The 26,797-nt window shown below is 66.4% G+C and carries 24 protein-coding genes and 1 tRNA gene; 13 read left to right on the top strand and 12 right to left on the bottom strand.

Annotated features, from left to right (window positions below; all coding sequences use genetic code 11):
- Positions 1-30: 30 nt before the first annotated feature.
- Positions 31-1,632 (bottom strand): flavin-containing monooxygenase, encoded by a 1,602-nt coding sequence (locus ACO07I_RS18270; protein ID WP_422009804.1) that lies wholly within the window; start codon positions 1,630-1,632, stop codon positions 31-33.
- Positions 1,633-1,745: 113 nt separating this feature from the next.
- On the opposite strand from ACO07I_RS18270, the gene ACO07I_RS18265 reads away from it, so the two are divergent.
- The 5 genes from ACO07I_RS18265 (at position 1,746) to ACO07I_RS18245 (ending at position 10,468) form a co-directional block, all read left to right on the top strand.
- A complete protein-coding gene (locus tag ACO07I_RS18265) occupies positions 1,746-3,071 on the top strand; it encodes an NAD(P)/FAD-dependent oxidoreductase (protein ID WP_422009803.1) in 1,326 nt (441 codons plus the stop codon).
- Positions 3,068-5,368, top strand: coding sequence for a xanthine dehydrogenase family protein molybdopterin-binding subunit (locus tag ACO07I_RS18260; protein ID WP_422009802.1), 2,301 nt, complete (start codon positions 3,068-3,070; stop codon positions 5,366-5,368). The genes ACO07I_RS18265 and ACO07I_RS18260 overlap by 4 nt, the downstream gene beginning before the upstream one ends.
- Entirely contained in the window at positions 5,365-5,958 is a 594-nt protein-coding gene (locus ACO07I_RS18255) for a DUF938 domain-containing protein (RefSeq protein WP_422009801.1), read from the top strand. Before ACO07I_RS18260 ends, ACO07I_RS18255 begins: the two co-directional genes overlap by 4 nt.
- Before the next feature lie 141 nt (positions 5,959-6,099).
- A complete protein-coding gene (locus ACO07I_RS18250; RefSeq protein ID WP_422009800.1) occupies positions 6,100-7,272 on the top strand; it encodes an efflux RND transporter periplasmic adaptor subunit in 1,173 nt (390 codons plus the stop codon).
- 19 nt (positions 7,273-7,291) lie between these two features.
- On the top strand, positions 7,292-10,468 hold the full coding sequence (locus tag ACO07I_RS18245) for an efflux RND transporter permease subunit (RefSeq protein WP_422009799.1): 3,177 nt from the start codon (positions 7,292-7,294) through the stop codon (positions 10,466-10,468).
- 22 nt (positions 10,469-10,490) lie between these two features.
- Here ACO07I_RS18245 and ACO07I_RS18240 read toward each other — a convergent pair whose 3' ends face one another.
- The 4 genes from ACO07I_RS18240 to ACO07I_RS18225 all read right to left on the bottom strand — a co-directional run bounded on the left by ACO07I_RS18240 (position 10,491) and on the right by ACO07I_RS18225 (position 13,531).
- Positions 10,491-10,898, bottom strand: a complete 408-nt coding sequence (locus ACO07I_RS18240) for a hypothetical protein (protein WP_422009798.1) — start codon at positions 10,896-10,898, stop codon at positions 10,491-10,493.
- Between the two features lie 9 nt (positions 10,899-10,907).
- On the bottom strand, positions 10,908-11,402 hold the full coding sequence (locus ACO07I_RS18235; RefSeq protein WP_422009797.1) for a pyridoxamine 5'-phosphate oxidase family protein: 495 nt from the start codon (positions 11,400-11,402) through the stop codon (positions 10,908-10,910).
- Between the two features lie 105 nt (positions 11,403-11,507).
- Positions 11,508-12,872, bottom strand: a complete 1,365-nt coding sequence (locus tag ACO07I_RS18230; protein ID WP_422009796.1) for a sensor histidine kinase — start codon at positions 12,870-12,872, stop codon at positions 11,508-11,510.
- Positions 12,869-13,531 (bottom strand): response regulator transcription factor, encoded by a 663-nt coding sequence (locus tag ACO07I_RS18225; RefSeq protein ID WP_422009795.1) that lies wholly within the window; start codon positions 13,529-13,531, stop codon positions 12,869-12,871. Before ACO07I_RS18225 ends, ACO07I_RS18230 begins: the two co-directional genes overlap by 4 nt.
- Here ACO07I_RS18225 and ACO07I_RS18220 point away from each other — a divergent pair.
- The 4 genes from ACO07I_RS18220 (at position 13,415) to ACO07I_RS18205 (ending at position 17,925) form a co-directional block, all read left to right on the top strand.
- Positions 13,415-14,092, top strand: a complete 678-nt coding sequence (locus ACO07I_RS18220; RefSeq protein WP_422009794.1) for a PepSY domain-containing protein — start codon at positions 13,415-13,417, stop codon at positions 14,090-14,092. The two genes, ACO07I_RS18225 and ACO07I_RS18220, sit on opposite strands and share 117 nt — an antisense overlap.
- A 147-nt stretch (positions 14,093-14,239) precedes the next feature.
- Positions 14,240-14,710, top strand: coding sequence for a DUF2271 domain-containing protein (locus ACO07I_RS18215; protein WP_422018315.1), 471 nt, complete (start codon positions 14,240-14,242; stop codon positions 14,708-14,710).
- 25 nt (positions 14,711-14,735) lie between these two features.
- Positions 14,736-16,946 (top strand): PepSY domain-containing protein, encoded by a 2,211-nt coding sequence (locus tag ACO07I_RS18210; protein ID WP_422009793.1) that lies wholly within the window; start codon positions 14,736-14,738, stop codon positions 16,944-16,946.
- A 31-nt stretch (positions 16,947-16,977) separates the two neighbouring features.
- Positions 16,978-17,925, top strand: coding sequence for an FAD:protein FMN transferase (locus ACO07I_RS18205; protein ID WP_422009792.1), 948 nt, complete (start codon positions 16,978-16,980; stop codon positions 17,923-17,925).
- A 3-nt stretch (positions 17,926-17,928) separates the two neighbouring features.
- Here the strand turns inward: ACO07I_RS18205 and ACO07I_RS18200 are convergent, their stop codons facing one another.
- Positions 17,929-18,306 (bottom strand): response regulator, encoded by a 378-nt coding sequence (locus ACO07I_RS18200; RefSeq protein ID WP_422009791.1) that lies wholly within the window; start codon positions 18,304-18,306, stop codon positions 17,929-17,931.
- A gap of 271 nt (positions 18,307-18,577) precedes the next feature.
- On the opposite strand from ACO07I_RS18200, the gene ACO07I_RS18195 reads away from it, so the two are divergent.
- Positions 18,578-18,736: a hypothetical protein gene (locus tag ACO07I_RS18195; protein ID WP_422009790.1), complete on the top strand. Its 159-nt coding sequence runs from the start codon at positions 18,578-18,580 to the stop codon at positions 18,734-18,736.
- Positions 18,737-18,797: 61 nt separating this feature from the next.
- Here ACO07I_RS18195 and ACO07I_RS18190 read toward each other — a convergent pair.
- Positions 18,798-18,874: transfer RNA gene (locus ACO07I_RS18190), tRNA-Arg, on the bottom strand.
- A 58-nt stretch (positions 18,875-18,932) separates the two neighbouring features.
- Positions 18,933-19,253, bottom strand: a complete 321-nt coding sequence (locus tag ACO07I_RS18185; RefSeq protein WP_422009789.1) for an alkylphosphonate utilization protein — start codon at positions 19,251-19,253, stop codon at positions 18,933-18,935.
- 199 nt (positions 19,254-19,452) lie between these two features.
- On the opposite strand from ACO07I_RS18185, the gene glgX reads away from it, so the two are divergent.
- Together glgX and ACO07I_RS18175 are read left to right on the top strand one after the other, a co-directional pair.
- Complete coding sequence (glgX, locus tag ACO07I_RS18180; RefSeq protein WP_422009788.1) at positions 19,453-21,669, top strand: glycogen debranching protein GlgX; 2,217 nt, start codon at positions 19,453-19,455, stop codon at positions 21,667-21,669.
- 80 nt (positions 21,670-21,749) lie between these two features.
- Complete coding sequence (locus ACO07I_RS18175) at positions 21,750-21,947, top strand: hypothetical protein (protein WP_422009787.1); 198 nt, start codon at positions 21,750-21,752, stop codon at positions 21,945-21,947.
- Here the strand turns inward: ACO07I_RS18175 and ACO07I_RS18170 are convergent.
- Entirely contained in the window at positions 21,944-22,771 is an 828-nt protein-coding gene (locus ACO07I_RS18170; RefSeq protein ID WP_422009786.1) for a ferritin-like domain-containing protein, read from the bottom strand. The two genes, ACO07I_RS18175 and ACO07I_RS18170, sit on opposite strands and share 4 nt — an antisense overlap.
- 305 nt (positions 22,772-23,076) lie before the next feature.
- Between ACO07I_RS18170 and ACO07I_RS18165 the strand changes: the two genes are divergently transcribed.
- On the top strand, positions 23,077-23,625 hold the full coding sequence (locus tag ACO07I_RS18165) for a DUF4142 domain-containing protein (RefSeq protein ID WP_422009785.1): 549 nt from the start codon (positions 23,077-23,079) through the stop codon (positions 23,623-23,625).
- 49 nt (positions 23,626-23,674) lie between these two features.
- Here the strand turns inward: ACO07I_RS18165 and ACO07I_RS18160 are convergent, their stop codons facing one another.
- The 3 genes from ACO07I_RS18160 to ACO07I_RS18150 form a co-directional block, all read right to left on the bottom strand.
- Positions 23,675-24,511, bottom strand: coding sequence for an SDR family NAD(P)-dependent oxidoreductase (locus ACO07I_RS18160; RefSeq protein ID WP_422009784.1), 837 nt, complete (start codon positions 24,509-24,511; stop codon positions 23,675-23,677).
- Positions 24,508-25,677 (bottom strand): zinc-dependent alcohol dehydrogenase, encoded by a 1,170-nt coding sequence (locus tag ACO07I_RS18155; RefSeq protein WP_422009783.1) that lies wholly within the window; start codon positions 25,675-25,677, stop codon positions 24,508-24,510. The genes ACO07I_RS18160 and ACO07I_RS18155 overlap by 4 nt, the downstream gene beginning before the upstream one ends.
- An 81-nt stretch (positions 25,678-25,758) precedes the next feature.
- Complete coding sequence (locus ACO07I_RS18150; protein ID WP_422009782.1) at positions 25,759-26,796, bottom strand: patatin-like phospholipase family protein; 1,038 nt, start codon at positions 26,794-26,796, stop codon at positions 25,759-25,761.
- Position 26,797: the final 1 nt, after the last annotated feature.

Genomic DNA, 26,797 nt, shown 5'->3' with positions numbered 1-26,797 from the left:
AACTTCCAAAGTGGCACAGGACGATGTGCCTTACGCCAGCGCGAAGCCTTCGTAGCCGTTGGCCACGACTTTCTCGCAGGCCTGGATGTAGGCCGGCAGGCCGCCAATATAGGGCATGAAGACGCGCGGCTTGCCCGGGATGTTGGCGCCGACGTACCAGGAGCTGCAGGTCGAGCGCAGGGTGATGTTGGAAACGTCGCCGACATGGCCGACCCATTCCTCCTGCGCTTCCGGCACCGGCTCGATCACCGTCTTGCCCTTGGCGCGCAATGCTTCGAGGCAGTCGGCGATGAAATCGACATGCTGCTCGATCGAGGGAAGCATGTTGGTCAGCACCGAGGGGCTGCCCGGGCCGGTGATCATGAACAGGTTGGGAAAGCCCACGACCGTGAGGCCGAGATAGGTCTTCGGTCCTTCGTTCCACCGCTCCTTCAGCGAGACGCCGCGGCGGCCGCGAATGTCGACCTTGAGCAGCGCACCGGTCATGGCATCGAAGCCGGTGGCGAGGACCAGGCAATCGAAGGCGAAATCCTCACCCTTGGCGCGCAGTCCGGTCGGCGTGATGCGCTCGATCGGCTCGTCGCTGATGTCGACCAGGGTCACGTTCGGCCGGTTGAAGGTCGCCCAGTAGCCGGTGTCGACGCACAGCCGCTTGCAGCCGATGATGTTCTTCGGCACCAGCGCCGCCGCGGTCTTCGGATCCTTCACGACCTCGCCGATCTTGGCGCGCACGAAATCGGCCGCAACCTTGTTGGACTCGTCGTTCAGCAGCAGGTCCGAGAAGGAGGCCATGAAGCCCAGCCCGCCATAGTCCCAGCGGGCCTGGAACTGGCGATTGCGCTCCTCCTCCGGCGTCTCGGCGGCCGAAGCGGGATTGATCGTGAAATCGATCCCGGCCGGCTTGGTCTTGGCCCGCCTGCGCATTTCGGGATAGTTCGCCTTCACCTCGCGCACATAGTCGGGGTCGAGCGGCTTGTTGTGCGCCGGCACGGTGTAGTTGGCGGTGCGCTGGAAGACGGTGAGGTGCTTCGCCTGCTCGGCCATGACCGGGATCGACTGGATGGCCGAGGAACCGGTGCCGATCACGCCGACGGTCTTGCCCGTGAAGTCGACGCCTTCATGCGGCCAGTTGCCGGTGTGATAGGTCGGCCCCTTGAAGTCCTCGAGGCCGGGAATCTTCGGCGTGTTGGGCGAGGACAGGCAACCCATCGCGGTGATCACGAAGCGGGCCGTGACCTTGTCGGCGGCGCCGCCGACCGTCTCGGTCTCGACGCGCCACAGCTTGGCGGCCTCGTCGAAGACGGCCTTGCTCACGCGCGTCTCGAAGCGGATGTCACGGCGCAGGTCGTAGCGGTCGGCGACGTGGTTGGCGTAGCGCAGGATCTCGGGCTGGGTGGCGTAGCGCTCGCTCCATTCCCATTCCTGCTCCAGCGCGGGATCGAACTGGTAGGAATACTGGACGCTCTCGACGTCGCAGCGCGCGCCGGGATAGCGGTTCCAGTACCAGGTGCCGCCCACGCCCTTGCCGGCCTCGAACACGCGCGCCGTGAAGCCCTTCTGGCGAAGCCTGTGCAGCATATACATGCCGCCAAAGCCTGCGCCGATGATCACCGCATCGAAATCGATCGACATGCATCCTCCCGAATTGCGGAAGTGGGTAGAAAGTCTCCGGCAAAATTAGTGCGGGAGAGGAGGTGGCCGCGCAAGCCTTCCCATGGCACCTCTTCTCGCGGAGAAGAATGCCGATGACCGAATTCGACTATCCGACCAGCTGGTATGCCGCTACGCGAGACGCGGACAAGGCGCGCGCGCCGCTGGCCCGTGAGGAAGAGGCCGACGTCGCCATCGTGGGCGGCGGCTTCGCGGGCCTGCACACGGCGCGGCTGCTGGCGCAGAAGGGCAAGCGGGTCGCGCTGCTGGAGCGGCGGCGCATCGGCTGGGGTGCCTCGGGCCGCAATGGCGGCTTCGTGGGACCGGGCTACGCCCAGCGGTCCGGCGCTCTGATCGACCAGCTCGGGCTCGATCACGCCCGCCAGCTCTATGCCCAGTCGCGACGGGGCGTGGCCATCGTCCGTGAGGCGATCGCCGACTTCGGACGGCCCGACATCCTGATGGGCAGCGGCAAGCTAAGCGTCTCTCGCACCGACCAGGGCGCGGGCTTCGCCGACCGCACGCGCAAACTGGCCGAGCAGCTTGGCGCCGCCTTCGAGCCGTGGCAGACCTCGCGCGTACGCGACGTGCTCGCGACAGCGCGCTACCATCAGGCGATCCACGATCCGACCTCCTTCCACATCCATCCGCTGAACTTCGCTCTGGCGCTCGCCGGCGCTATCGAACGACGCGGCGGCAAGGTCTATGAGCGGACCGATGCCATCGAGCTGGCCCGCGAGGGCGACGGCGAGGGAGGCGGCTGGCGGGTGCGCACGCCGCAGGGCAGCCTGACGGTGCATCACGTGGTGCTGGCCGGGAACGCCGATCTCGGGCCGGTCCATCGGCGGCTCGCCGGCGCGGTGCTGCCGGTCGCGACCTATGTCGCCGTCACCGAGAAGCTCGGGCCCCGGCTCGGCGAAGCGATCCAGTGGACCGGCGCGATCTCCGACACGCGCCGCGCCGGCGACTATTACCGCATCGTCGATCGCGACAGGCTCCTGTGGGGCGGCCGCATCACGACCGACACGAAGGAACCCAAGCGCCTTCGCGACATGATGCGCCGCGACATCCTCTCGGTCTATCCGCAGCTCGGCCATATCGAGATCGCCCACGCCTGGCCGGGCATCATGGGCTACGCGCCGCACAAGATGCCCCAGGTGGGCGAGGTCGAGCCCGGGCTCTGGATCTGCTCGGCCTTCGGCGGCCACGGTCTCGCCCAGACGGCCGCGGGAGCGGATGCGGTCGCCGTCGGCATCCTGGGCGATCCCTCGCGCTGCCAGCTGTTTGCACCCTTTGGCACCGGCTGGGCGGGGGGAGCCGCGGGCCGGGTGGCGACGCAGCTTGCCTACTGGGGCCTGCAGATGCGTGACTGGTGGGACGAGAAGCGCCAGGCCCAGAACGCGGAGACGCTGCGCACATGACGATCGAACGGATGGGAGACTCTCCGCGGCGGCGCGAGGATGCGCGCTTCGTCACCGGCCAGGGCGCCTATCTCGACGATCTGACGTTCGAGGGCGTGGCGCAGGCCGTGGTGCTGCGCGCGCCACACGCCCACGCCCTGATTCGCGCGATCGATACCGCGACCGCAAGGGCCGCGCCCGGCGTCCTCGCCGTTTTCACCGCCGCGGAGGCCAGGGCGGACGGGCTGAAGCCGCTGCGCCCCTATGCCGAGGCGAATATCCAGACCGGCGAGCCCTTCGCCTTCGCGCCGCAGCCGTTGTTGGCCAGCGACAAGGTGCGCTTTGCCGGCGAGCCGGTGGCAATGATCGTGGCGGAGACGCACGCGCAGGCACTCGATGCCGCGGAGCTGGTGGTCGTGGGCTATGAGACGCTGCCTTCCGTGACCTCGGCCGAGGCCGCCCGCACACCAGGCGCGCCGCAACTGTCCGCCGAGATTCCGGACAATACATGCCTCGACTGGCACACGGGCGATACGGCGGGGGCCGAAGCCGCCTTTGCGACGGCGGCGCATGTCGTGTCGCTCGACCTCGACAATCATCGCATCGTGATGAACCCGATGGAGCCGCGCGGCGGCGTCGGCACGTTCGATCCCGCGACCGGCCGCTACACGCTCCACGTCTCCAGCCAGAACATCCACATCAACCGCAACCACGTGGCCCGCTCGCTCGGCGTCGAGCCGAAGGACGTGCGGTTCATGGCGCATGATGTGGGCGGCGGCTTCGGCGCCAAGAACTTCGCCTATGTCGAGCACGCGCTCGTCCTGTGGGCCGCGCGCAAGCTCGGCCGGCCGGTCAAATGGATCGCGAGCCGCAGCGAGGTATTCCTGTCGGACCATGCGGCCCGCGACATGCAGGCCAGGGCGTCGCTGGCGCTCGATTCCAAGGGCAGGTTCCTCGCCTTGAAGATTGCGAGCCTCGCCAATCTCGGCGCCTACATGGCCGGCGCCGGCGGCGGCGTGCAGACCTTCCAGTACATCCACCTGCAGGGCTCGGTGTATCGCATCCCCTCGATCGCGCTGCATGTCGTCGCCGTCGTCAGCAACACCGCACCGATCGGCGTGACGCGCGGACCGGGCTTCGCCGAGGCGATCAACATCGTCGAACGGCTGATCGATGCGGCGGCGGAACGGACCGGCTTCGATCGCGCCGAGCTCAGGCAATGGAACATGGTGCCGCCCGAGGCGATGCCGATGACCAATGCTTTCGGTTTCGAGGTCGACAGCGGCCGTTTCGCCGACTCGCTCGACCGGGCCCTCGCACGTGCCGATCGCGCGGGCTTCGAGGCGCGGCGGCGCGACAGCGAGCAACGCGGCCGGCTGCGCGGGCTGGGCTTCGCCTATCACATCAAGGCCACCGGCGGGCCGCCCGACGAGAATGTCGACGTGCGCTTCGAAGCCGACGGCACGATCTCGCTGATCACCGGCACGCAGCATATCGGCCAGGGCCACGAGACGACCTTCCCGCAGATCCTCAGCACACGGCTGGGCGTGCCCAACGCGCGCATCCGGCTCGTGCAGGGCGATACCGACGCGATCCCGTTCGGCGGCGGCCATGGCAGCTCGCGCGCGACCTATATGGGCGGCACGGCGCTGTGGCGGGCCTCGGACGAAATCATCGCCAAGGGCACGGTGTTGGCGGCCGATGCGCTGGAAGCGTCGGAAGCGGATATCCGTTTCGAGGAAGGACGCTTCGTCGTTTCCGGCACCGATCGCGCGATCGGCCTGCTCGAGGTGGCGGCGCTCGGCCGCGACAAAGGCCTGCCTCTCGACACGTTCCACGCCTGGAAACGCGAGCACATGACCTTTCCCAACGGGGCGCACGTCGTCGAGGTCGAGATCGACCGCGAGACCGGCAAAGTCGACCTGAAGCGCTATACGGCGGTCGACGACTACGGCGTGCTGGTCAATCCGATGATCGCGACCGGCCAGGCGCACGGCGCCATGGCACAGGGCGCGGGCCAGGCGCTGCTGGAGCTCGCCGCCTATGACTCCGTCTCGGGCCAGATGGTGGCAGCCTCCTTCATGGACTACGCCTTGCCCCGCGCCGACGATCTTCCCTCGTTCGATCTCGGCTTCAATGCCACGCGCTGCACGACCAATCCGCTCGGGGTGAAGGGGTGCGGCGAGGCCGGGGCCATCGCGGCCTTCCCCGCCATCGCCAACGCCATCCTTGACGCGCTGGCGCCGCTCGGCGTGAAAGGCTTCGCCGGACCCGCGACACCCGCGCGGATCTGGCAGGCCATTCAGGAGGCACGATGAAAAAACAGGCACCGGCGGCGGCCCGCAACCGGCAACCGATCCTCGACGTGCTGCAGCCGCGCCTTCCCGAAAAGGGTCTCGTGCTGGAGATCGCCAGCGGGACCGGCGAGCATGTCGTCCACTATGCCGCCGCCCGGCCCGAACTCACCTTCCAGCCCAGCGACCCGGATGAAGGGGCCCGCGCCAGCATCGACGACTGGGTGCGGACGCTCGGCCTGGACAATGTCCGCCCCGCGCTGGAGATCGACGTCACCCGGGCGGCCTGGCCGGTCGAGCGGGCAGATGCCGTGCTCTGCTGCAACATGATCCATATCGCGCCGTGGGAGGCTGCGGTCGGGCTCATATCCGGCGCCGGCCGCCTGGTGCCTCCGGGCGGACTGTTCTTCCTCTATGGGCCCTACCGGCAAGGCGGCCGGCACACGGCGCCCAGCAACGAGGCCTTCGACGCAGACCTGAAACGGCGCAATCCCGCATGGGGCGTACGGGACCTCGAAGCCGTCATCGAACTGGCCGGCGCGCAGGGCTTTTCCGCCCCCGACATCGTCGAAATGCCGGCAAACAATCTGTCGCTGCTGTTCAATCGCCTGTGAGGGCCCTGACTGTGGCAATCCTGCAGGGGATGCGCTAACGCTGGGCCCTGCGTCGCGGGGAGCATCGTCGGAATTATGTCTAATCGTAGCGATGAAGCCGTAGTTTTTGCAGTCTCAAGACAAATTCGGACGATTGTGCCCTTGCTGGCGGCGATCGCGCTGACCGGGCTGGTCGCCGGCTGCAAGCAGGAAAACAAGTTCCAGCCGCCGCCCCCGGCCGAGGTCAGCGTCGGCATTCCGGTGAAGCAGGAGGTCGCGCCCTTCGAGGTGCTGACCGGCAACACGGTGGCCTTCGCGACCGTCGACCTCGTCGCCCGCGTCGAGGGCTTCCTGGTCTCGCAGGACTATGTCGACGGCTCCGTAAAGAAGAAGGGCGACAAGCTCTTCGGCATCGAGCAGACGATGTACAAGGCCAAGGTCAAGGAGGCCGAGGCCCAGCTCGACGGCGCCAAGGCCTCGCTGGTCCAGGCCGAAGCCGAGTTCACCCGCCAGGAGACCTTGCTGCGCCAGAACGTGTCGGCGCAGAACACCTTCGATCAGGCCAAGGCCAAGCGCGACAATGCGCGGGCCAATGTCGAGAATGCCGAAGGCAACCTCACGATCGCCCAGACCAACCTGGGCTACACGACGGTCCTCGCGCCGTTCGACGGTATCGTCAGCAAGCATCTGATCTCGGTCGGCGAGCTGGTCGGCGCCTCGACCGCCACCAAGCTCGCTACGATCGTGCAGCTGGACCCGATCTACGTCACGTTCACCATGAGCGAACAGAACGTGCTGCAAATCCGTCAGAACCTGAAGGATCGCCGACTCGACCCTGAGGAACTCAGCAAGGTTCCGCTGGAAATCGGCCTGATGAACGAGGAGGGATTTCCCCACAAGGGTTTCCTCAACTACGTGTCGCCCGAACTCGACGCGACGACCGGGACGATCCTGGTCCGCGGACTCTTCGAGAATCCGACGCGCACCCTCATTCCCGGCTTCTTCGTGCGCGTGAAGGTACCTCAAGGGCTGGAGGCAACGGCCTCGCTGCTGGTGCCCAACCGGGTGATCGCGGAGGACCAGGCCGGCAAGTACGTGCTGACGGTCAACAAGGACAATGTCGTGGTCCAGACCAGGATCACCACCGGACAGCTTCTCGCCAGCGGCCTGCGCGTGGTCTCGACGGGCCTCAAGCCGGAAGACCAGGTCGTGCTCAACACCAACGGTGCCGCCATTCCCGGCGCCAAGGTCGTTCCCAAGGTGACGACGATCCAGACCGCGACCGACGGCACTCCCGCCGCGCCCCCTGCCGCTCCCGCCGCAGCGCCCAAGTGACCGGCCGGGAAACGCAGCCATGATTTCCGCGTTCTTCATCAACCGGCCGGTCCTGGCCAACGTCCTGGCCATCGTCATCGTGCTGATCGGCGGCGTGGCGCTGGCCACCCTGCCGATCGCGCAATATCCCAACGTCGTGCCGCCCACGATCCAGGTCACCACGACCTATCCGGGCGCCAGTGCTGCCGTGGTCGTCAACGATGTCGCCCTGCCCGTCGAGCTGCAGGTCAACGGCGTCGAGAAGATGATCTACATGCAGTCCTACAGCACGGACTCCGGCACCTACACGCTGACGGTGACGTTCGAGATCGGCACCGACCTCAATTTCGCGCAGGTGCTGGTGCAGAACCAGGTCAGCGCGGCGCTGGCCTCGCTGCCCATGCCGGTGCAGGCGCAGGGCCTCGTCGTCCAGAAGAAATCGACCTCGATCCTGCAGATCGTCTCGCTGACCTCGCCCGACCAGCGCTACGACAGCCTCTATCTCAGCAACTACGCCACCATCAATCTGGTCAACGAGCTCGCGCGCCTGCCCGGTGTCGGCAACGTCAACGTGCTGGGCGTCGGCCAGTACTCGATGCGCGTCTGGCTCGACCCGCAGAAGCTCTACACGTTCGGCCTCACCCCGTCGGACGTGAGCAAGGTCATCCAGCAGCAGAGCCAGGACGTGACGGCCGGCCAGGTCGGCCAGCCGCCGGCGCCCAAGGGCCTGGATTTCCAGTACACGATCGACGTCGTCGGCCGCCTCAGCTCGCCGGAGGAATTCGGCAACATCATCGTCAAGGCCGAGCAGGGCAATGGCGGCAGGATCGTGCGGGTGCGCGACATCGCCCGGGTCGAGCTGGGCGCCCAGACCTACTCCCAGACCTCGCACATCAACGGCAAGCCCAATTCGGGCCTCGCGATCTACCAGCTGCCCGACGCCAATGCGCTCGATGTCGCCAATCGCGTGAAGGCCAAGATGGCCGAACTGTCGAAGTCGTTCCCGCCCGGCCTCGCCTACGAGGTGCCGTTCGACACGACGCTCTTCGTGAAGGCATCCATCCACGAAGTCTTCATGACCCTGATCGAGGCCGGCATCCTGGTTCTGATCGTGATCGTGATCTTCCTGCAGGACTGGCGCGCGATGCTGGTGCCGGCGACCACGATCCCGGTGACGATCATCGGCGCCTTCGCCGCCATGGCCGCGCTGGGCTTCACGATCAACACCACGACCATGTTCGGCATCGTGCTGGCGATCGGCATCGTGGTCGACGACGCCATCGTGATCGTCGAGGGCGTCGCCCATCACATCGAACGGGGCATGACGCCCCACGACGCGTCGATCAAGGCGATGGACGAGCTGTTCGGCCCCGTGATCGGCATCACCCTGGTGCTGATGTCGGTGTTCCTGCCGGCCGCCTTCCTGCCCGGCCTGACCGGCCAGATGTTCGCCCAGTTCGCCCTGGTCATCGCCGCCACCGCCCTGATCAGCGCCGTCAACGCCGCCACCCTGAAGCCCACCCAGTGCGCCATGTGGCTGCGGCCCGCCACGCCGCCGGAGAAGCGCAACGTCTTCTTCCGCGGCTTCAACAAGGTCTACGGCAAGCTCGAAGACGCCTATGCCGGCTTGGTCGGCTTCATGGTCCACCGCGCCGGATTCATGGTGTTGCTGGCGCTGGTCGCGGCCGGCATCGGCGGATGGGGCGTCGCGCGGCTGCCGACGGCCTTCATTCCCAACGAGGACCAGGGCTATCTCATCATCGGCGTGCAGCTGCCGGACGGTGCCTCGCTCGAGCGTACGGGCGTCACGCTGCGTCAGGCCGCCGAGATCGCCATGGCGGCGCCGGGGGTCGAGAACGTGGTCGCCCTGGGCGGCATGTCGGTGCTCGACAGCAACTCCTCGTTGGCGAACGCCGCGGTATCGTACGTGATCCTCAAGGACTGGGACACGCGCCTGAAAGCCAAGGACCAGGACCTGCGCTCGATCGTGCTCGGCCTGATGGAGAAGCTGAAGGTCCTGCAGGACGGTCGCGCCTTCGTCATCGTGCCGCCCGCCATCCAGGGCATCGGCAATGCCGGCGGCTTCCAGATGCAGATCGAGCAGAAGGACGGCAGCTTCGACTATGCCAAGCTGCAGGCCATCACCGACACCGTGATCCGCAACGCCAGCACCCAGTCGGCGCTCACCAACCTCGTCACCTCGTTCCGCGCCGGCGCGCCGCACGTCCGCATCGAGGTCGATCGCGTGAAGGCCGAATCTCTCCGCGTGCCGGTGGGCGACGTCTTCACCACCCTGTCGAGCTACATGGGCTCGTCCTTCGTGAACCGCTTCAACAAGTTCGGCCTCAGCCTGCAGGTCTATATCCAGGCCGACTCGCAGTACCGCACGCGGCCCGAGGACATCCTGAAGCTGCAAGTCAAGAACCTCGACGGGCAGATGGTGCCGATCGGCGCCATCGCCGAGCTGAAGCCCGCTCTCGGCCCGCCGCTGATCAGCCTCTACAATCTCTATCCGTCTGCCGCGATCGTCGGCTCGCCGGCCGCCGGCTTCAGCTCGGGCGAGGGTATCGACCTGATGGACCAGATCGCCAAGGCGATCCTGCCGCCGGGCACCGGCTACGAATGGACCGGCATGGCGTACCAGGAGAACATCGTCGGCAACCAGCTGCTGTACGTGTTCGCGCTCGCCATCCTGCTCGTCTATCTCTGCCTCGCCGGCCAGTACGAGAGCTGGATCGCGCCGCTGGGCGTGATCCTGGCCGTGCCGCTGGCGCTGAGCGGTCCCGCGATCGCGCTCAATGCGGTCGGGCTCGCGAACAACATCTATACCCAGATCGGCCTGATGCTGCTGATCGCGCTGGGCGCCAAGAACGCCATCCTCATCGTCGAGGTGGCGCGCGAGCGCCGGGCCGAGGGCAAGGACATCGTCGAATCGGCGATCGATGCGGCCCGCACCCGCTTCCGGCCGATCCTGATGACCTCGTTCGCGTTCATCCTGGGTGTGGTGCCGCTGGTGACGGCCACGGGCGCAGGGGCCAACTCGCGTATCTCGCTCGGCCTCTGCGTGTTCAGCGGCATGATCGCGTCGACCTGCCTCGCCGTGCTGTTCGTGCCGTCGTTCTTCACCGTGCTTCAGCGCTTCGAGGAGCGGGGCAAGGCCAAGAAGGGCAAGACGACACCGCCGCCGGCCGAAGGCGTGGCGGCCGCCGGCGACTGATCCAAACAGCGGTCGATCCGCCTCAGTGGCGGACGACCCTGATCCCGTTGTCGGGAATGCGGCGGCCCGCCAGCGAAGCGGGGCCCCTGTCGAGATCGCCCAGCATGATCGTCAGCGCCATGCGTTCGATCTCGATCTCGCGAGATGACCTGAGGCCAAGCCGCCGCAGCAGAGGCTCGACCGGCAACAGGCCGTTGGCGGCAAGCCGGACCACCGATGCAGCCCAGGAGACCGGCACGGATGGCGCTCGGCGATTGACCACCGCGCCGGCGATCACGCCGAGGGCGGTCACGATCGACGCTTTGCTTTCAAGCACGCTCTCGAGGTCCCACTCGTCATCGAGTTCGCGCAGGCGCCGCGTTATGCGCCGGCGATTGCCGGCGCAGGAGCGCAACTGTGCGCCAATCGATTCTTCGACGCGGCGATCCATTTCCCGGACTCAGCCCCGCAAGCTGACCGTGGCGACCTTGTCCTTGTAATCCTCCTTGGGATCGGCCCCGAGCAGCATCTTGATGCCGGCCACGATGCTCGACGCATCGAGCCAGATCTCGGCGCGCTCGGCATCGAGACGCAGGAGCGCCAGCTTGGGATCGGTCTTGCCGCCCTCGAACCAGGCCGCGACGTAGCGGTTCCACAGGCGATCGATCACCGCCGGGTCGTTGTCGATCGAGAGCCCGCCGTGCACCGTCGCGAACAGGTCATGGCCCTTCGAGGTGAAGGTCGCGATCGCGCGATTGCCCGCGCCGGCGCTAAGCTTCTCGACGATCGCATTGTCGCGACTGGTGAAGAACCAGATCGGACCGCGCTCGCCGTCGAGCTGGGCGGTCATCGGGCGGGCATGGCCGTCCTCGACGCCATCGAGGCCGAGCATCATGGTCATGTCGGACTTGAGGGCCGACCAGAACTTTTCTTCGATTTCCTTCGGGGTGGGCATCGTCGGCTCCTGTCAGATGGGTTGGACAGAGCGCCCAACGCGCATCGCGACGCCGCGTTGCAACGGGGGCAAGTTCCATCTCGCGCCCTGCATGCCGCAGCCCATTTAGGGGCGGCTCGCGTCCCGACGCCCCTCCCCGGCGGCGGGCGGGGCAGTGAATTGCGCCTCGAAGCCATATTCCTTTCCCGTCAAAGGCGACGTCAGAACGAGCTTTGCCCCCGTTCCTGCGGCGATGGCGTTGACGATGGCGAGGCCGAGGCCGGAGCCCTCCGCAGCGGTGCGGCCCCGCTCGAAAGGTTGCAGCAGGCGCGACAGCAGGTCAGGCGGAACGGGCGGCCCGTCGTTGGAAACGGTCAGTACGCCGTCCTTCGACAGAACGATCCGAACCGGCGAGCCGGGCGGTCCGTGCTTCAGTCCGTTCTCGATGAGGTTTCTCAGGACGATCGCGAAAGCGTCGGTATCGATTCCGGCAGCGACGGGTGTCTTGGGAACATCGAGGACGATCCGCTCGGTCATGCCGGGCTTCCGCACCATCTCGTCGACGACCATCTTCGCGACGCCGGCGATGTCGGCCGTCTCCCCACCACGCAGGCGACCGCCCTCCGCCCGCGCCAGTTGCATCAGCTTCTCGGACAGTCGCGAAAGCCGCTGCAACGCCCGCTCGATCTGTTGCGCCCGCTCCCGGGAGGCCGCGTCCTTCATCTCGGCGATCAGCCTTTGCGTCTGCGCCAGCGCCGCAGCCACCGGTGTGCGCAGCTCATGCGCGGAATTGGCGGTGAAACTGCGCTCTGCCTTCAAAGCGCGGTCCAATCCCACAAGGAGATGGTTCACGGCGTCCGCGATGGGTGCGATCTCGGAGGGCAAACCCGCGACGGGCACGGGAGTGAGATCACCACTACCCCGCGTCTCGATCGCGGTTCGCAGGTTCCGGATCGGCCCCATCGACAGGCGCACGATCGCCCAGACGAGGAGAAGGCTGGCGGGCACCAGCAGGGCAAGCGGCCAGGCAAGGCCCCGGAGGGCCTCATTCGCGACCTCGCGCCGATGCGCAAGCGGTTCGGCCACGGCGATGGTGATCGTGCCCTGCAAGGCGGCGTCGAAGTAGATCCTATGGGTGGGCGTATCGACGAATCCCATCCTGGAAAAGGGCGGAAACACGGAATCATCGGCACGATGCGAGCGCAGCAGCGTGCCCCCCCGATCATCACGGACAACGTAGGTGAAGTACTCGTCGTGCTCCCGGAGCGTGACGATACGCTGGGAGGCGTCGCCCTGTTCGCGGCTCAGGATGTCGAGCACGGCGAGCGGGAGGAGACGCTGGGCCGTCTCTTCGAGCGCACTGTCGAAGACCTTGTCCATCTCATGGCCAAGTCTTTGCGCTGTCGCCAAGGTGGCAATACCCCAGACCAGCGCGACGCCAAGCCCCAGCCACAGCGATATCCGCCACTGCAGGCTGCGCGGCGCCTTCATGCGGGACGCCCCAGCCGGTAGCCGACGCCGCGCACGGTCTCGATGATGCCGTGTCCGAGCTTCTTCCGCAGGCGACTGATGTGCACCTCGGTCGTATTGCTCTCCACCTCCGTCCCAAACGAATACAGCCTCTCCTCCAGCTGTGCCTTGGACAGGATCTGCCCGGGACGTTGCACGAAGGCCTCGAACAGCGCCCATTCCCGAGCCGTCAGGTCGACCGCCCGTCCGGCCCGAAGGATCGAGCGCGCGGCAAGATCGATATCGAGGTCCCCGATGCGGACCAGGGGATTGGGGTTTCCGGCGTAGCGCCGCGCGACGGCGTTCAGCCGGGCCGACAGTTCGGCGAGATCGAAGGGCTTGACCAGGTAGTCGTCAGCCCCGGCATTGAGACCCTCTATACGGTCTGAAAGCTGGTCCATCGCCGTCAGGATGACGACCGGCGTGACGTCTCCCCTGGCGCGGAGTTCCCGAAGCAGGCCGAGGCCACGGCCATCGGGCAGCATCAGGTCGAGCAGAACAAGATCATAGGCGGCGCTTCCGATATGGTCCCGCGCTGCATCCAGCCGCATGACCCAATCCACCGGATGGCCCTCGGCGACGATCTGATCGCGCACGGCCGCCCCAAGAATTGCATCATCCTCGATCAACAGAACCCGCATGATCCCAATCCGGTCGGTTGCTCAGCCCCACGTACCGGACCTCGCATGGACTATAGGCAGCGAGCTGACATTGACCTGAAGCAAATCGGGTCACGCCTTCAGGTTGCCGTCAGGAAGCCGGCTCAAGACAGGGCATCGAGACCAGCGGCGGGAGTACGCAACGTGAAAGGGACGGTATGGGTCGCGGCCATTCTTGCGAGCGCGCTGGTATCTCCGGCTGCGCAGGCCAGAGAGGATGACTGCAAGGTCCCCATGGCCCAGTGGCAGCCGCGCGAAGCCGTCGAGCAAATGGCGAAGGCACAGGGCTGGACGGTGCGCAGGATCAAGGTCGATGACGGCTGCTATCAGATCCGGGGGATCGATGCAGACGGCCGCGAGATTTCAGTGAAGGTCGACCCCGGGTCGCTGGCGATCGTCCGCATGAAGCACAAGAACGCACGTGGCGATGGCGACGCCGGCCGACGCGGCGTCGTTCCGGAACAACCCCTCCCGGGCCAACCGGCTTCCCCAGCCAACGACCTGCTCAAGGGAACGACACCTCCCAAGGCGGAGATTCAGTAGCGGACGCTTGGTGTGAACTCGATCGTTCCGCGATCTCCAACCTGACGGCGACCTAAAGCAAAGTTCCTTCTCCCTTCAGCACTGCGTCAGCCTCTGCGTCCAGTGTGGGCCTGCCCAACACGATCCGCTGGAGATGAGACGATGCGAATCAAGACGCTTCTTGCCGGCCTTGCCATAACGACCGCCCTGACCGTCCCGGGCCTGGCGATGGCGCGCCCCGTCACACTGACCACCACGCTCAAGAACTACGGCGGCAACGGTGCCTATGTCGCGCTCTACGTGACCGACTCTTCGGGAGCCTACAAGGGCACGCTGTGGGTCGCCGGCCCGAAGTCGAAGTACTACAGCCACCTGAGCGGCTGGGAGCGCGCATCCCGCGGCAACCTCGCCGGGATCAACGGCATCACCGGCGCGAGCGTCGGCGCCGGCCGCACGCTCAAGGTCACCGTGGACCTGGCCGATGCGCTGTTCGACGCAGGCTACAAGCTTCACATCGACGTTGCCGCCGAAGACATGCGTGACAGCCCATCCGACGTGGTCGTTCCGCTCACGGCATCGGGGGCGGGCCGCCCCGTGGCGGGCCGAAGCTACGTCCAGACCTTCACCTACGACATGTAGGCACGCGCTGTTTGGGAGGCATGTGATGCTGCGCCGGATTCACAAGGTTCTTGCCCTCTGCGCCGCCCTTCCGCTGATGGCGCTCGTCATCAGCGGCTCGGTGCTGTCCGTGATGCCGGTCCTGGACCGTGCCGGAGCCGTCTCGCTTCCTGCGGACGGCATCAGCGTCGCCGAGCTGGCCGGGCGGATTGCCGGCTCGCTTCCCGGCCTGGAGCAGATCAAGAAGCTGCCTTCGGGCAAGGTCATTGCGTTCTCCTCCGGGTCCGACGGACCGGCTGCGAACATCGTGGATCCTTCCAGCGGCGAACCGCTCTCGCCCTACGCGCCCTCGGCATTCGAGCGCTGGATGACCAATCTTCACCGGTCGTTCTTTCTGGGCGACGACGGTCGCATGGCCGCCGGCGCGGCTGCGCTCGCCTTGCTCGTCTTGACTCTGTCCGGCCTGCAGATGACGGCCCGGCGAATGGGCGGATGGGCTCGCCTGCTCGATCGCTCGCGCGGGGGCGCCTTGGAGCGGCTGCATGTCGATCTGGGCCGGCTGGCGGCACTTGGGCTCACCTTGTCGACGCTCACGGCGCTCTTCCTGTCGCTCACGACATTCGGATTGATCCCGGACAGCCGGTCGCCAGCGCCGGCCTTGCCGACGATGGCGCAGGGTGGGCACGCTTTGCCGCTGGCTCGGAACGATGCGTTGCGCGGCATCGATCTCAGCGAGCTTCGTGAGCTCACATTTCCCAACCCCGGCGATCCGAACGACGTCTTCCGTCTGACGACCTCTGTCGGCGAGGGCTACATCGACCCGGCGAACGGAAACGTGTTCGCCTGGCAGGATCATACGGTCGGCCGGCAGATCCACGAGTTTATCTACAGGATGCATACCGGCCGAGGATTGTGGTGGGTCGGCGTGCTGCTCGGGCTGTGTGCCCTCAGCGTTCCGGCCCTTGCCGTGACCGGAACCGCCTTGTGGTGGAGGCGGCGCCGGGCCCGCGCGCCGATCGCCGCCAATGTTCCCGGCAAGACTGCCGATACGGTGATCCTGGTCGGAAGCGAAGGAGGCAGCACTTGGAGCTTCGCGCGGACGCTGCATGCGGCCCTGACGGAAAACGGCCACAAGGTCCACACCGCCGCCATGGACGGCATCGCGCGATCCTATCCGGTGGCGAAGCGAATGTTCCTGCTGACGGCGACCCATGGCGACGGCACGGCTCCGGCGAGCGCCGGCGCATTCCTCGAACGCCTCGACGAGATCGGGGCACCCCCGCCCTTCCCCTTCGCCGTCCTGGGCTTCGGCGATCGCCAGTTCCCGCAGTTCTGCCGGTTTGCGCGCGATGTGGACGCTGAACTCACGCGCAGGGGCTGGACGTCGTTGCTCCCGCTGGAGACGATCGATCGGCAGTCTCCGCAGGAATTCGCGCGCTGGGGCAAGGCGCTGTCGGCCGTCATGGGCGAGGATCTGGTGCTGGCGCACGTGCTCGAGCGGCCGCGCACCCAGACGCTGACACTCATCGACCGCATCGACTATGGCACGGAGGTACAGGCCCCCACCTGCGTGCTGCGCTTCGCCGTGCCGGAGAGCAGCCTGCTCTCGCGTCTCACCGGCCGTGGCTGGCCGCCCTTCTCTGCCGGCGACCTGCTGGCCATCGTACCGCCGGGCGATGCCCTGCCGCGCTATTACTCCCTGGCCAGCTCGACCCGGGATGGCTTCGTCGAGATCTGCGTGCGCAAACACCCGGGCGGCCTCTGCTCGGGCCTGCTCCACGGCCTGCGACCGGGCGACCGCGTCGAAGCCTTCGTGAAGGCCAATCCATCGTTCCGTCCGGCGCGGGGGCGCAAGCCCGTGATCCTGATCGGCGCGGGCACCGGTATCGGCCCCCTGGCGGGCTTCATCCGCGCCAATCGTGGACGACGGCCGATGCACCTCTATTTCGGCGGGCGCGATCCGGAGTCGGATTTCCTCTATCGGCCAGAGATCCGGGAATGGCTGGGCGACGAGCGACTGACCAGCCTGTCGACTGTCTTCTCGCGCGTGAAAGACGGCGGCTACGTGCAGGATCGCCTCCGTGCGGATGCCGATCGTTTGCGCACGCTCATCGGCGCAGGCGCCCAGGTCCTGGTCTGCGGCGGACGCGGGATGGCGGCAGGCGTGAAGGAAGCCCTGACCGACCTGCTCGTTCCGACCGGCCTGACACCCGGCCTTCTCAAGGAAGAAGGGAGATACCTCGAAGATGTCTACTAATCTCTGTCGCCACGCCCTGAGCGGCGCCACCATGGAAACGCGGTGGTCCGCGCTCCTCTATGCCCCGCCCGAGGCCGACATCCCCGCACTCGACATCGCCCTGGCGCGGGCCGTCGACCGCGTCGACAACCAGATGTCCACCTGGAAACCGGACAGCGACCTGATGCGCTTCAATGCCGCCTCTCCCGGCACCTGGGTGTCGTTGCCTCGGGAACTCCTGCAGGTCCTGGCCAGAGGGCTGGAGATCGGGCGCCTGTCGGGAGGCGCGTTCGACATCGGCCTCGGCTGCCTGGTCAATGCCTGGGGCTTCGGAGCTGCCGGATCGGTCCCCGACACGGAAGCGATCCGGGCGGTCCTTCAAGAACAACGGCCGGCGACCCATACGGTGCTCGAGCTGGATACGCCGAACGCACGGGCCCGCAAGCATTGGGAATTCGACCTCGACCTTTCCGGTATCGCCAAGGGGTTTGCCGTCGACGAAATGATGCGCATCGTGAAGTCGTTCGGCCTCTGCGATGCGCTGGTCGGACTGGATGGCGAACTCGCCGCAAGCGGCGCGAAGCCGGACGGAACGCCGTGGCGAATCGCGGTGGAGAAGCCCGACTACGAGCTTCGCAGTGCGCTGGGTACGATCGAGTTGCGGGATGCGGCCGTCGCCACCTCAGGCGACTACCGGCATTGGATCGAGGCGGGAGGGACACGCCTGTCCCACACGATGGACCGATCGCGCGGCGGTCCGATCGACAACGCGATCGCAGCGGTATCCGTCGTTGCGCCAAACTGTATGGAGGCCGACGCCTGGGCGACCGCACTCATGGTCCTGGGGCCAAAGCAAGCCAGGGCGCTTGCCGAGAAGCACGCGTTCGATGCCCTGCTCGTCGAGCGAAGGCCCGGGGCGCTCCGCCAAATCGGGATCGGACGTGTCTTCGAGGCAGCCTCGCCAGCCCTCTCCGGAGCGCCCGAGAGCGCGACCCTGTGAGATCTAGGCCGCGCTTTCGCGGGACAGCATCTCGGACAGGGCCTTGACGATCTCCTCGGCACGGAAGGGCTTGTCGAAAAAGGGCCTGTCGCCGTGCCGGAGCGGCATCAGGGCGGTCGACCGGCCGCTCGCGAAGACATAGGGCACGCGCAACGCCTGAAGGGTGTCTGCGACCGGAAACACCAGCTCGTCCTGGTAGAGACGGATGTCGAGAATCGCCGCATCGATCGCGTGATCGGCGATCAGGGCGAAGGCGCCGTCGACGCTGTTCGCGGGACCGACCGGCGTCGCCCCCGCGGCCATCAGGGTCGCCCTGAGATCCAGCCCGATTGTCGGGTCATTTTCAACGATGAGGATCTTTCGATCATCGAGAAGAGCCAAGGAACGCTACTCCTGGTGAGCCTCGCATGAACGCATCGGCACAAACCAAGTTGCACGGCGTAGCGCAACCTTCAAGACAGGCCAACCGTTCCGATTTGCCTCGACGAAAAGGAGATCACAATGGGCCGTTCAATTCTACTGTGGCTGGTCGGTGTTCCGATTCCCATCATCATCCTGCTCGCGCTCTTCTGGCGCTAATCCGCCGCTGGAGGCCTACGCTCACTTCTGTCGAACGTAAGCACCCACGCATGGGGGTCTCGTGAGCGACATCGTGGGCAAAAATCCCGCGGTCCTGCTCCTCGTGCCCTACAACCAGGGCGGCGACGCCGAGCAGACCGATGCCGTGGAGCAGGCGGCCAAGCGCGGCGCGCCGGTCTCCCTGGCGGAGTGCTCCGCGCCGGCGTGCCGGTGTCGCTGGTCAGTATGCTGATCGCGGCAGGGTGGCTGATCTTCCCGACCTGACGGGTTGCGGCTCGCGCCATAGCGGGAGATGGCGTCCCCGAGAGGATTCGAACCTCCGACCTCCGGTTTAGGAAACCGCTGCTCTATCCGGCTGAGCTACGGGGACGTGGGGCGCCGTATAGCATCCGGAGCGGAGGATGGTCGATCCCCCTGCCCGGCTCTTCTCAGCGCTTGCGCACGAACTCGGCGCGCAGGACCAGGCCCTTGATGGTGTCGTGGCGGCAATCGATCTCCTGGGCGTCGCCGGTCAGGCGGATACTCCTGATCACCGTGCCGCGCTGCAGGGTCTGGTTGGAACCCTTGACCTTCAGATCCTTGATCAGGATGACACTGTCGCCGTCGGCCAGCAGGTTGCCGACCGAATCGCGCACTTCGACCGCCCCCGCCGCGGCTTCGGCTGCGGCCTTCTTCGCGGCGGCCTCGGCCGCGGGTATCCATTCGCCGCTGGCCTCGTCGTACACATAGTCGTCGTCGCTGTCGGCCATTCGTCTCGGCTCCTGCAAGAGAGGGTGCGCTCTACAGGCCGGGAACGGCTGTCGCAACCGCGCGCATTGTCTCGCCCGCAACGAACGGGATCCCCGGCCGTTGAATGAAGTCGACAAGGGGAGACACGACCATTTCCGCTCCAATCACTGCCGTTTTCGTGCCGCACGCCGCCTACCCGGTGGCCCTGGATACCGAAGCATGAGTCCCGTTCGACTGAGCGAGGGTCTCCCCTATCCGTTGGGCGCCACCTGGGACGGGCTGGGCGTCAACTTCGCCCTCTTCTCCGCCAATGCGACCAAGGTCGAACTCTGCCTGTTCGATGCAAGCGGCGAGCGGGAGATCGACCGGATCGTGTTGCCGGAATACACCGACGAGGTCTGGCACGGCTATCTGCCCGATGCCCGGCCCGGTACCGTCTACGGCTATCGCGTCCACGGCCCCTACGAGCCGACGGCCGGCCATCGCTTCAATCCGAACAAGCTGCTGCTTGATCCCTATGCCAAGCAGGTGATCGGCAAGCTGACCTGGAACCCGGCCCTGTTCGGCTACAAGATGGAGAGCGGCGACGATCTCACCTTCGACGATCGCGATTCGGCGCCCTTCACCTACCGCAGCTGCGTCATCGACCCGGCCTTCAGCTGGGGCCGGGCGCCGCGCCGCCGAACCTCTTGGGAAAACACGATCGTCTACGAGGCGCATGTCCGCGGTTTCACCCAGCTGCACCCGGCCGTTCCGGAACCGCTGCGCGGCACCTATGCCGGCCTCGCCTCGGCCGAGATCACCAACTATCTCTCCTCGCTCGGCGTCAGCGCCGTCGAGTTGCTGCCGGTCCACACCTTCGTCGACGACAGCAACCTGCTGGAGAAAGGCCTCAAGAACTACTGGGGCTACAACACGATCGGCTTCTTCGCGCCGGCGCGCCGCTACGCCTCCAATCCGGATTTCGCCTTTGCCGAGTTCAAGGAGATGGTGGCGCACCTCCACGCCGCGGGCCTCGAGGTCATCCTCGACGTGGTCTACAACCATACCGCCGAAGGCAATCAGCTCGGGCCGACGCTCAGCTTCAAGGGCATCGACAACGCGTCGTATTACAGGCTGGCGCCGGACCGGCGCTACTACATCAACGACACCGGCACCGGTAACACCGTCAACCTCAGCAATTCGCGGGTGCTGCAGCTCGTGATGGACAGCCTGCGCTACTGGGCGACCGATATGAGGATCGACGGTTTCCGCTTCGATCTGGCGACCATCCTCGGCCGCGAGCCGCACGGCTTCGAGGAAGAGGGGCGCTTCCTCGACGCCTGCCGTCAGGATCCCGTCCTGTCGGAGGTCAAGCTGATCGCCGAACCGTGGGACATGGGACCCGGCGGCTATCAGGTCGGCCGCTTCTCGCCGGGCTGGGCCGAATGGAACGATGCCTTCCGCGACACGGTGCGCGGCTATTGGCGCGGCGACGAGGGCAAGCTTCCCCCGCTCGCGGCGCGGCTGACGGCCTCGGCCGACCTCTTCGCCAAGCGTGGCCGCAAGCCCTGGGCCTCGATCAACTTCATCACCGCACATGACGGCTTCACGCTCGGCGATCTCGTCGCCTACAACGACAAGCACAACGAGGCCAACGGCGAGGACAACAAGGATGGTCACTCGCACAATCTGTCGAACAATTACGGTGCCGAGGGCCCGACCGACGACCGCGACATCCTCGAGACCCGCCTGCGTCAGATGCGCAACATGCTGGCGACCCTCATCCTGTCGCGTGGCACGCCGATGCTGCTGGGCGGCGACGAGTTCGGCCGCAGCCAGAAGGGCAACAACAACAGCTACTGCCAGGACAACGAGATCTCGTGGGTCGACTGGCAAGGCATCGGCCCGGCCGAGCGCGACCTCGCCGAGTTCGTGCGCAAGCTGATCATGATCCGTCATGCCCTGCCGATGCTGCGGCGCGGCCGTTTCCTCACCGGCGCCTTCGACGAGGAGCTGGGCGTCAAGGACGTGAGCTGGCTGACCCCGGCGGGCGAGGAGATGACCGACGACAACTGGAACGACGGCAATGCGCGCTGCCTGGGCGTGCTGCTCGACGGCCGCGCCCAGGAAACCGGCATCCGCCGCGTCGGTTCTGACTCGACGCTGCTGATCGTGATGAACTCTCACACCGACACGGTGCCGTTTGCCTTGCCCGAGGCGGTCGGCGGCAGCCGATGGGTGAGGCTGATCGATACCAGCGATCCCGAGGGCGAACCGTTGGCCCTGCGCGACTTCCGCCAGGTCTACGACGTCACCGCGAGGTCGATGCTTCTGTTCGTCCTCCAACCCACCCGGACCCCGCAGCGCAGCACGGCGGCGGAGCGTTCGTTCCAGAGGGTCGTGCAGGCGATGGACGAGGCATCGACCAAGGCCGTGCAGTTCGGCTTCGACTGACTGAGCGAACTCGGTGTTGCCGCAATATCCTGCGGCAACCCGAAGCCGCCCACAGCCGTTCGGAGACCATGATTACCCAATTGGACCCCCCGCTCCCGCTCGAGACCCCCAAGGGTCCGGGCCTCGCCCATTTCCTTATCGACTATGGGCCGGAATCCCATCTTCTCTGGGTGGTATTCCTCGACGAGGGCGGCGCGTGCTGGACCGTTCCCAATCCCGAAATCCGGATCCAGAGCAACTGGTCGCTTCGCCGGCGCGAGAAGACCGCAGCCCACTAGCGGGTCGAAGACGGATGTCCGCCGCCGACATCCTCCCGCGGGCCGAAGAGGTCGGCGACCTCACGAACGATCGAGGCAGTCTGTGGCGGGGCAAGTTCGGCCGCTGCCAAGCAAAGCCCTTCGAGCCTCTCGTGGAGAAAGCGATCGGCACGGTCGGGCGGCAATGAGTGGAGATTGCGCGGTACCGCGAACGTCAGCCCGGCATTGACGTCGGCCCCTGCGGCGGCGGGCATGGATGCCAAGGCAGAGCCGGTCGCCGAAAGCGCATGCATCAGCCGCATCGCTCCATCGATGAGCTGCCGGCGATTGGCCAGACCTTCCGCATACGTGTGCAAGAGGAGCGTCAGCGTGAGCCCGTAAAGGGCATTGCCGAAATCGAGCAGCGCCGCGGCGGCCGGTTCGGTCACCCACACCCGATCCAGCCCTTTCGCCGGCTGGCGCATGACCGGATTCACCGCGGCGGCGTGATACGGCACGAAGCCAGGATTGGCCTCCAGCGCATCGTCCCATTCGCGGGAGATGCCGAGAAAGCGCCTGTAGTGGCAATCCTCCTTCTCGCATGACGACCCTTCGCCCTGCTCGACGATCGCCTCCAAGGCCCGTAGCGCGTCATCCATGTGCCGGATGGCGCGCAGGCGGGAGATCTGAATGTCGTCCGGAGAGAGCTGGCGTACCTGCGACGAGGCGACGAAGGCATCTTCACCGGACGCCTTCCCGAGCGCCGCCAATGCGCTGCGCATCTCGTCGTAGAACTCGCCGATCGTCTCGCAGTCGGGCGTGGAGGGGACGAGCCCGCCGCGACGCCGACGATCGACTTGCGCCAACCACCGACCACGACACCTTCGTCGATGGTGAGACTGTCGCAGTCGCGCGCCTTCAGGCTGAAGGCGGCATAGAGATAGGAACAGAGCAGATTGTGCTCGATCTCTGCCGCTTCGGTGAGGAGATGAATGAGAATTCGCGAGGTCCGGCCATGCCGGGCAACGGGTGGCTGGGCGTTTGGATGCTCCCGCACACTGCCATCCCCACGGCCGCTTTCGTCTCGGTATGGCGGCGAGGAAACGAGTCCGCAGGGCAACCGGGATCGCGGCGTCTCGTTCGCCCCGTACCTCAACAGACGGAGATGCACATGAAGAGACTCGTTCTAGGCAGTCTGACGGCCGCCCTTCTGATGACGGGCGCGGCGACGATGACGGCGGCGCAGACACCCTCCGTTCCGGAGCGGACCGGCGTGAACGCCACCTTGGGTGTCGCGCCCTCGACCCAGGACTTCGTGACCCAGGCGGCGATCAGCGACATGGCCGAGATCGAGTCCAGCAAGCTCGCGCTGACCAAGACCGACGGAAAGACGAAGGCCTTCGCGGAGAAGATGATCAAGGACCACACCGGGACCTCGGCAGAACTGAAAGGTCTCGTGACCGGTGGCAAGGTGAAGGCCAATCTTCCCGCCGCGATGGATGCTGCGCATCAGTCCAAGATCGACAAGCTGAAGGGACTGACGGGCGCCAGCTTCGCCAAGGAGTATGACGACATGCAGATCGCGGCCCACAAGGACGCGGTGTCGCTGTTCGAACGCTATTCGAAGAGCGGCGACAATGCCGAGTTGAAGGCCTTCGCCGCCAAGACGCTGCCCCATCTGCAGATGCATCTGAAGATGGCGGAAGACCTCAAGAAGTAGCGAAAAGGCCCCGATCGTAGGGACGATCGGGGCCTCTCTTCATTCGAGCCTACTGCTTCGTTCCCGTGCCAGGGGCCGCCTGTTTGGCATGCTGGTCCGCCATCACGGTCTCCGGCAGGACCTTCGCCAGCGCGACCTGCAGCTTGTTCTGCCACCCGCTCACCACGCCGCTGTCTCCGGCCATCATTGCCTTGAAGCCGTTCTCCGCGACCTCGGCCGGATCGTCCTTCTCCGCCCGCCCGACCTTGGTGTCCATCATGTCGGCGCGTTCGAAGAAGTCGGTCTCGGTCGCGCCCGGCATCAGGCAGGTCACCGTCACGCCGCGCCCCTGCACTTCCGCCCGAAGCGCATAGGCGAACATGTCGATGAACGCCTTGGTGCCGTTGTAGACGGCCTGGTACGTGCCCGGCATGAACCCGGCGATCGAGCCGGTGATCAGGATGCGGCCATGGCCGCGGCCGGCCATCTCGCGGCCGACCTTGTGCAGCAGGTAGACTGTCCCCGTCACGTTGGTGTCGATCACATGACGGATCTCGTCCCACTCCTGCTCGAGGAAGGCCCTGCCGAGCCCGTGGCCGGCATTGGCAAGGAGCGCGTCGATCGGACGGTCCTTGACCGCAGCGAGCAGCCGGTCAACGCCCTCGGGAGTCGCAAGATCGACATGCACCGCTTCCACGCCGCCGCCCGCTTGCCCCAGCGTACGCGCGGCCTCTTCGATGCGGGGATCGTCCGCCGCAACCAGCAGGTCGAAGCCCTCGGCCGCACACCGCTTCGCCAGTTCGAAACCGATGCCGGAGGAGGCACCGGTCACGATCGCGAGCGGGCGCGCGGCGCGGTTCCTGTCCTTGGCCGAGACCGCAGAATCGACAGTGTTCGACGTGTTCATGGCTTCAGGACCACCTTGATGCAGCCGTCCTTCTTGTCGCGGAACGTCTTGTAGAGTTCCGGACCTTCTTCGAGGCTGGCCGTATGGGTGATCACGAAGGACGGATCGATCTCGCCGCGTTCGACCCGGTCCAGGAGCTTGGGCAGATAGTGCTGCACCGGCGTCTGGGCCATGCGGAAGGTGAGCCCGCGATTGATCGCCGAGCCCATCGGTATGTTGTCGAGCAGCCCGCCATAGACGCCGACGATCGAGACGATCCCGAAATTGCGACAGTTCTGGATTGCCTGCCGCAACACGTGCGGGCGATCGGTGCCCATGAAGGTCGCGACCTTCACGCGATCGACCACCGAGTCGAAACTCGCGCCCGTCCGCGGCTCTGTGCCAACCGCATCGATGCAGGCATCGGCACCACGCCCGTGAGTCAGGTCCTGGATGCGGTCGTACACATCCTCCTTCATGAAATCGATGGTGATGGCGCCGGAGGCGGCGGCCATCGCCAGCCGTTCCGGCACGGTATCGATGGCGATGACGCGGGCGGCGCCCAGCAGGAAGGCGCTCTTGATGGCGAACTGGCCCACCGGACCGCAGCCCCAGATCGCGATCGTATCCTCCGGCTGGATGTTGCAGAAGTCTGCCGCCATGTAGCCGGTCGGAAAGATGTCGGAGAGAAACAGCACCTGCTCGTCGGTCAGGCCGTTCGGGACCTTGATGGGCCCGACATCGGCATAGGGCACACGCAGGTACTCCGCCTGTCCGCCGGCATAGCCGCCCAGCAGATGCGTGTAGCCGAACAGGCCGGCCGGCGAGTGACCCCACAGCTTGGCGGCCTTTTCCTTGTCCGGGTTGGTGCGCTCGCAGCCGGAGAAGAAGCCCTTCTTGCAGAAGAAACACTCGCCGCAGGCGATGGTGAAGGGCACCACGACCCGGTCGCCCACCTTGAGGGCCTTGTTCTCCGCGCCCACCTCGACGACCTCACCCATCGTCTCGTGGCCCAGGATGTCGCCGCCTTCCATGCCGGGCATGACGCCGTCGAAGATGTGAAGATCGGAGCCGCAGATCGCGCAGGCCGTCACCTTGATGATGGCGTCGCGCGCATGCTGGATCTTGGGATCGGGAACGCTCTCGCAGCGAATGTCGCTCTTGCCGTGCCAGGTCAGCGCCTTCATCGGGCCTCTCCTATGTGAGTGAAGAATTGCGTTCAGCAGGCCGCCGACGATTTCCGGTGGCCTGGGAGTCTGCGGAAACCGTCAGGCGGCCAGGGGCGTCGGACGGACCGCTGCGTCCGTGCCCGCCGGTTTGGAACGCCGAATGGCGAGGGTCCTCCCAGGCGCGGCGTCCCCCGCTGCGGCCTGCGCCACGGCGTGGCGCCCGTCGAGGAAACCTTCGGCCCAGCGGTCCCGTGCCGAGGCAAGGGAGAAATCGTACGGCGCTTCCGGTCCCGCCTCACCGCTGACCGGCAGGTAGCTCAGGTAGAGCGTCGAGGGGGCCAGGCGGCCGTCCGCGAGATCGCGTTGCCACAGGCGGCGATAGGCTTCGAGCCGATACCAAGTCTGGTTTCCGAACAGGATCGCATTCTTGCGCGCGAGGGCTTGCCGCAACCCGACCGGCCGCGCGCCATCGCGGGCGAAGAGATCCGCGACGATCATCGTGTCTTCGGTCCCGGCCAGTGCGTCGAGCACGGGCTCGACCGGCGCGTTCATCGAAAGGCCGCCGTCGCCCAGGAGCCGACCCCCGATCTCGACGGGGGCGAACTCCGGCAGGAAGCCGCAGCTGGCGAGGATCTGGTCGATCTCGATCCGGTCGCCCTTGCCCGTGTCGAAGAGGACGGACTCACCGCTCTCGATGTCCGTCGTGGCAACGGTGAATCGAATGTCGCCGGCATTGAGACGTCCGAAGTCGATCGTCTTCTTCAGAAAGTCGACCGTCGGGCCGAGGTCGTAGAAGCTGCCGAAGCTCAGACGAGGCCCCAGGGTCTGGATGTGGCCCAGCGCCCCGAACAGCCGCGCCTGGACGGCGCTGACCCAGTTCAAGGCGTGGCGCGTCATTCCGAAGGACAGCGCGTTCAGGCTCTCGGGTCCCCCGAGCCAATAGCTGCGCAGAACGTCGAAGCGCTTCTCCGGCGGCGTGCCGACGATCAGCGCGCCGTTGAGAGCGCCGACGGAACTGCCGGCGATCCAGGAGGGCGAAAGCTGGGAGGCATTCGCCAGGGCTTCGTAGACGCCCGCCTGGTACGAGCCGAGCGCGACGCCGCCCGACAGTACCAGCGCCGTCCTGCGATCCCCCATC

The organism is Reyranella sp., from assembly GCF_965227665.1.
In the GTDB taxonomy this organism is placed as follows: Bacteria; Pseudomonadota; Alphaproteobacteria; order Reyranellales; family Reyranellaceae; genus Reyranella.
Note: the sequence above shows the minus strand (reverse complement) of the source record. Positions and strands in the feature narration are given on the sequence as shown.

Bases quoted from the DNA above. Each gene is read 5' to 3' on its own strand.
- ACO07I_RS18165 (WP_422009785.1), top strand. From the start codon at position 23,077: ATGAAGAGACTCGTTCTAGGCAGTCTGACGGCCGCCCTTCTGATGACG.
- ACO07I_RS18235 (WP_422009797.1), bottom strand. From the start codon at position 11,402: ATGCCCACCCCGAAGGAAATCGAAGAAAAGTTCTGGTCGGCCCTCAAG.
- ACO07I_RS18260 (WP_422009802.1), top strand. From the start codon at position 3,068: ATGACGATCGAACGGATGGGAGACTCTCCGCGGCGGCGCGAGGATGCG.
- ACO07I_RS18155 (WP_422009783.1), bottom strand. From the start codon at position 25,677: ATGAAGGCGCTGACCTGGCACGGCAAGAGCGACATTCGCTGCGAGAGC.
- ACO07I_RS18160 (WP_422009784.1), bottom strand. From the start codon at position 24,511: ATGAACACGTCGAACACTGTCGATTCTGCGGTCTCGGCCAAGGACAGG.
- ACO07I_RS18230 (WP_422009796.1), bottom strand. From the start codon at position 12,872: ATGAAGGCGCCGCGCAGCCTGCAGTGGCGGATATCGCTGTGGCTGGGG.
- ACO07I_RS18185 (WP_422009789.1), bottom strand. From the start codon at position 19,253: ATGGCCGACAGCGACGACGACTATGTGTACGACGAGGCCAGCGGCGAA.
- ACO07I_RS18150 (WP_422009782.1), bottom strand. From the start codon at position 26,796: ATGGGGGATCGCAGGACGGCGCTGGTACTGTCGGGCGGCGTCGCGCTC.
- ACO07I_RS18205 (WP_422009792.1), top strand. From the start codon at position 16,978: ATGGAAACGCGGTGGTCCGCGCTCCTCTATGCCCCGCCCGAGGCCGAC.
- ACO07I_RS18245 (WP_422009799.1), top strand. From the start codon at position 7,292: ATGATTTCCGCGTTCTTCATCAACCGGCCGGTCCTGGCCAACGTCCTG.
- ACO07I_RS18255 (WP_422009801.1), top strand. From the start codon at position 5,365: ATGAAAAAACAGGCACCGGCGGCGGCCCGCAACCGGCAACCGATCCTC.
- ACO07I_RS18240 (WP_422009798.1), bottom strand. From the start codon at position 10,898: ATGGATCGCCGCGTCGAAGAATCGATTGGCGCACAGTTGCGCTCCTGC.
- ACO07I_RS18225 (WP_422009795.1), bottom strand. From the start codon at position 13,531: ATGCGGGTTCTGTTGATCGAGGATGATGCAATTCTTGGGGCGGCCGTG.
- ACO07I_RS18220 (WP_422009794.1), top strand. From the start codon at position 13,415: ATGGTCCCGCGCTGCATCCAGCCGCATGACCCAATCCACCGGATGGCC.
- ACO07I_RS18210 (WP_422009793.1), top strand. From the start codon at position 14,736: ATGCTGCGCCGGATTCACAAGGTTCTTGCCCTCTGCGCCGCCCTTCCG.
- ACO07I_RS18265 (WP_422009803.1), top strand. From the start codon at position 1,746: ATGACCGAATTCGACTATCCGACCAGCTGGTATGCCGCTACGCGAGAC.
- glgX (WP_422009788.1), top strand. From the start codon at position 19,453: ATGAGTCCCGTTCGACTGAGCGAGGGTCTCCCCTATCCGTTGGGCGCC.
- ACO07I_RS18270 (WP_422009804.1), bottom strand. From the start codon at position 1,632: ATGTCGATCGATTTCGATGCGGTGATCATCGGCGCAGGCTTTGGCGGC.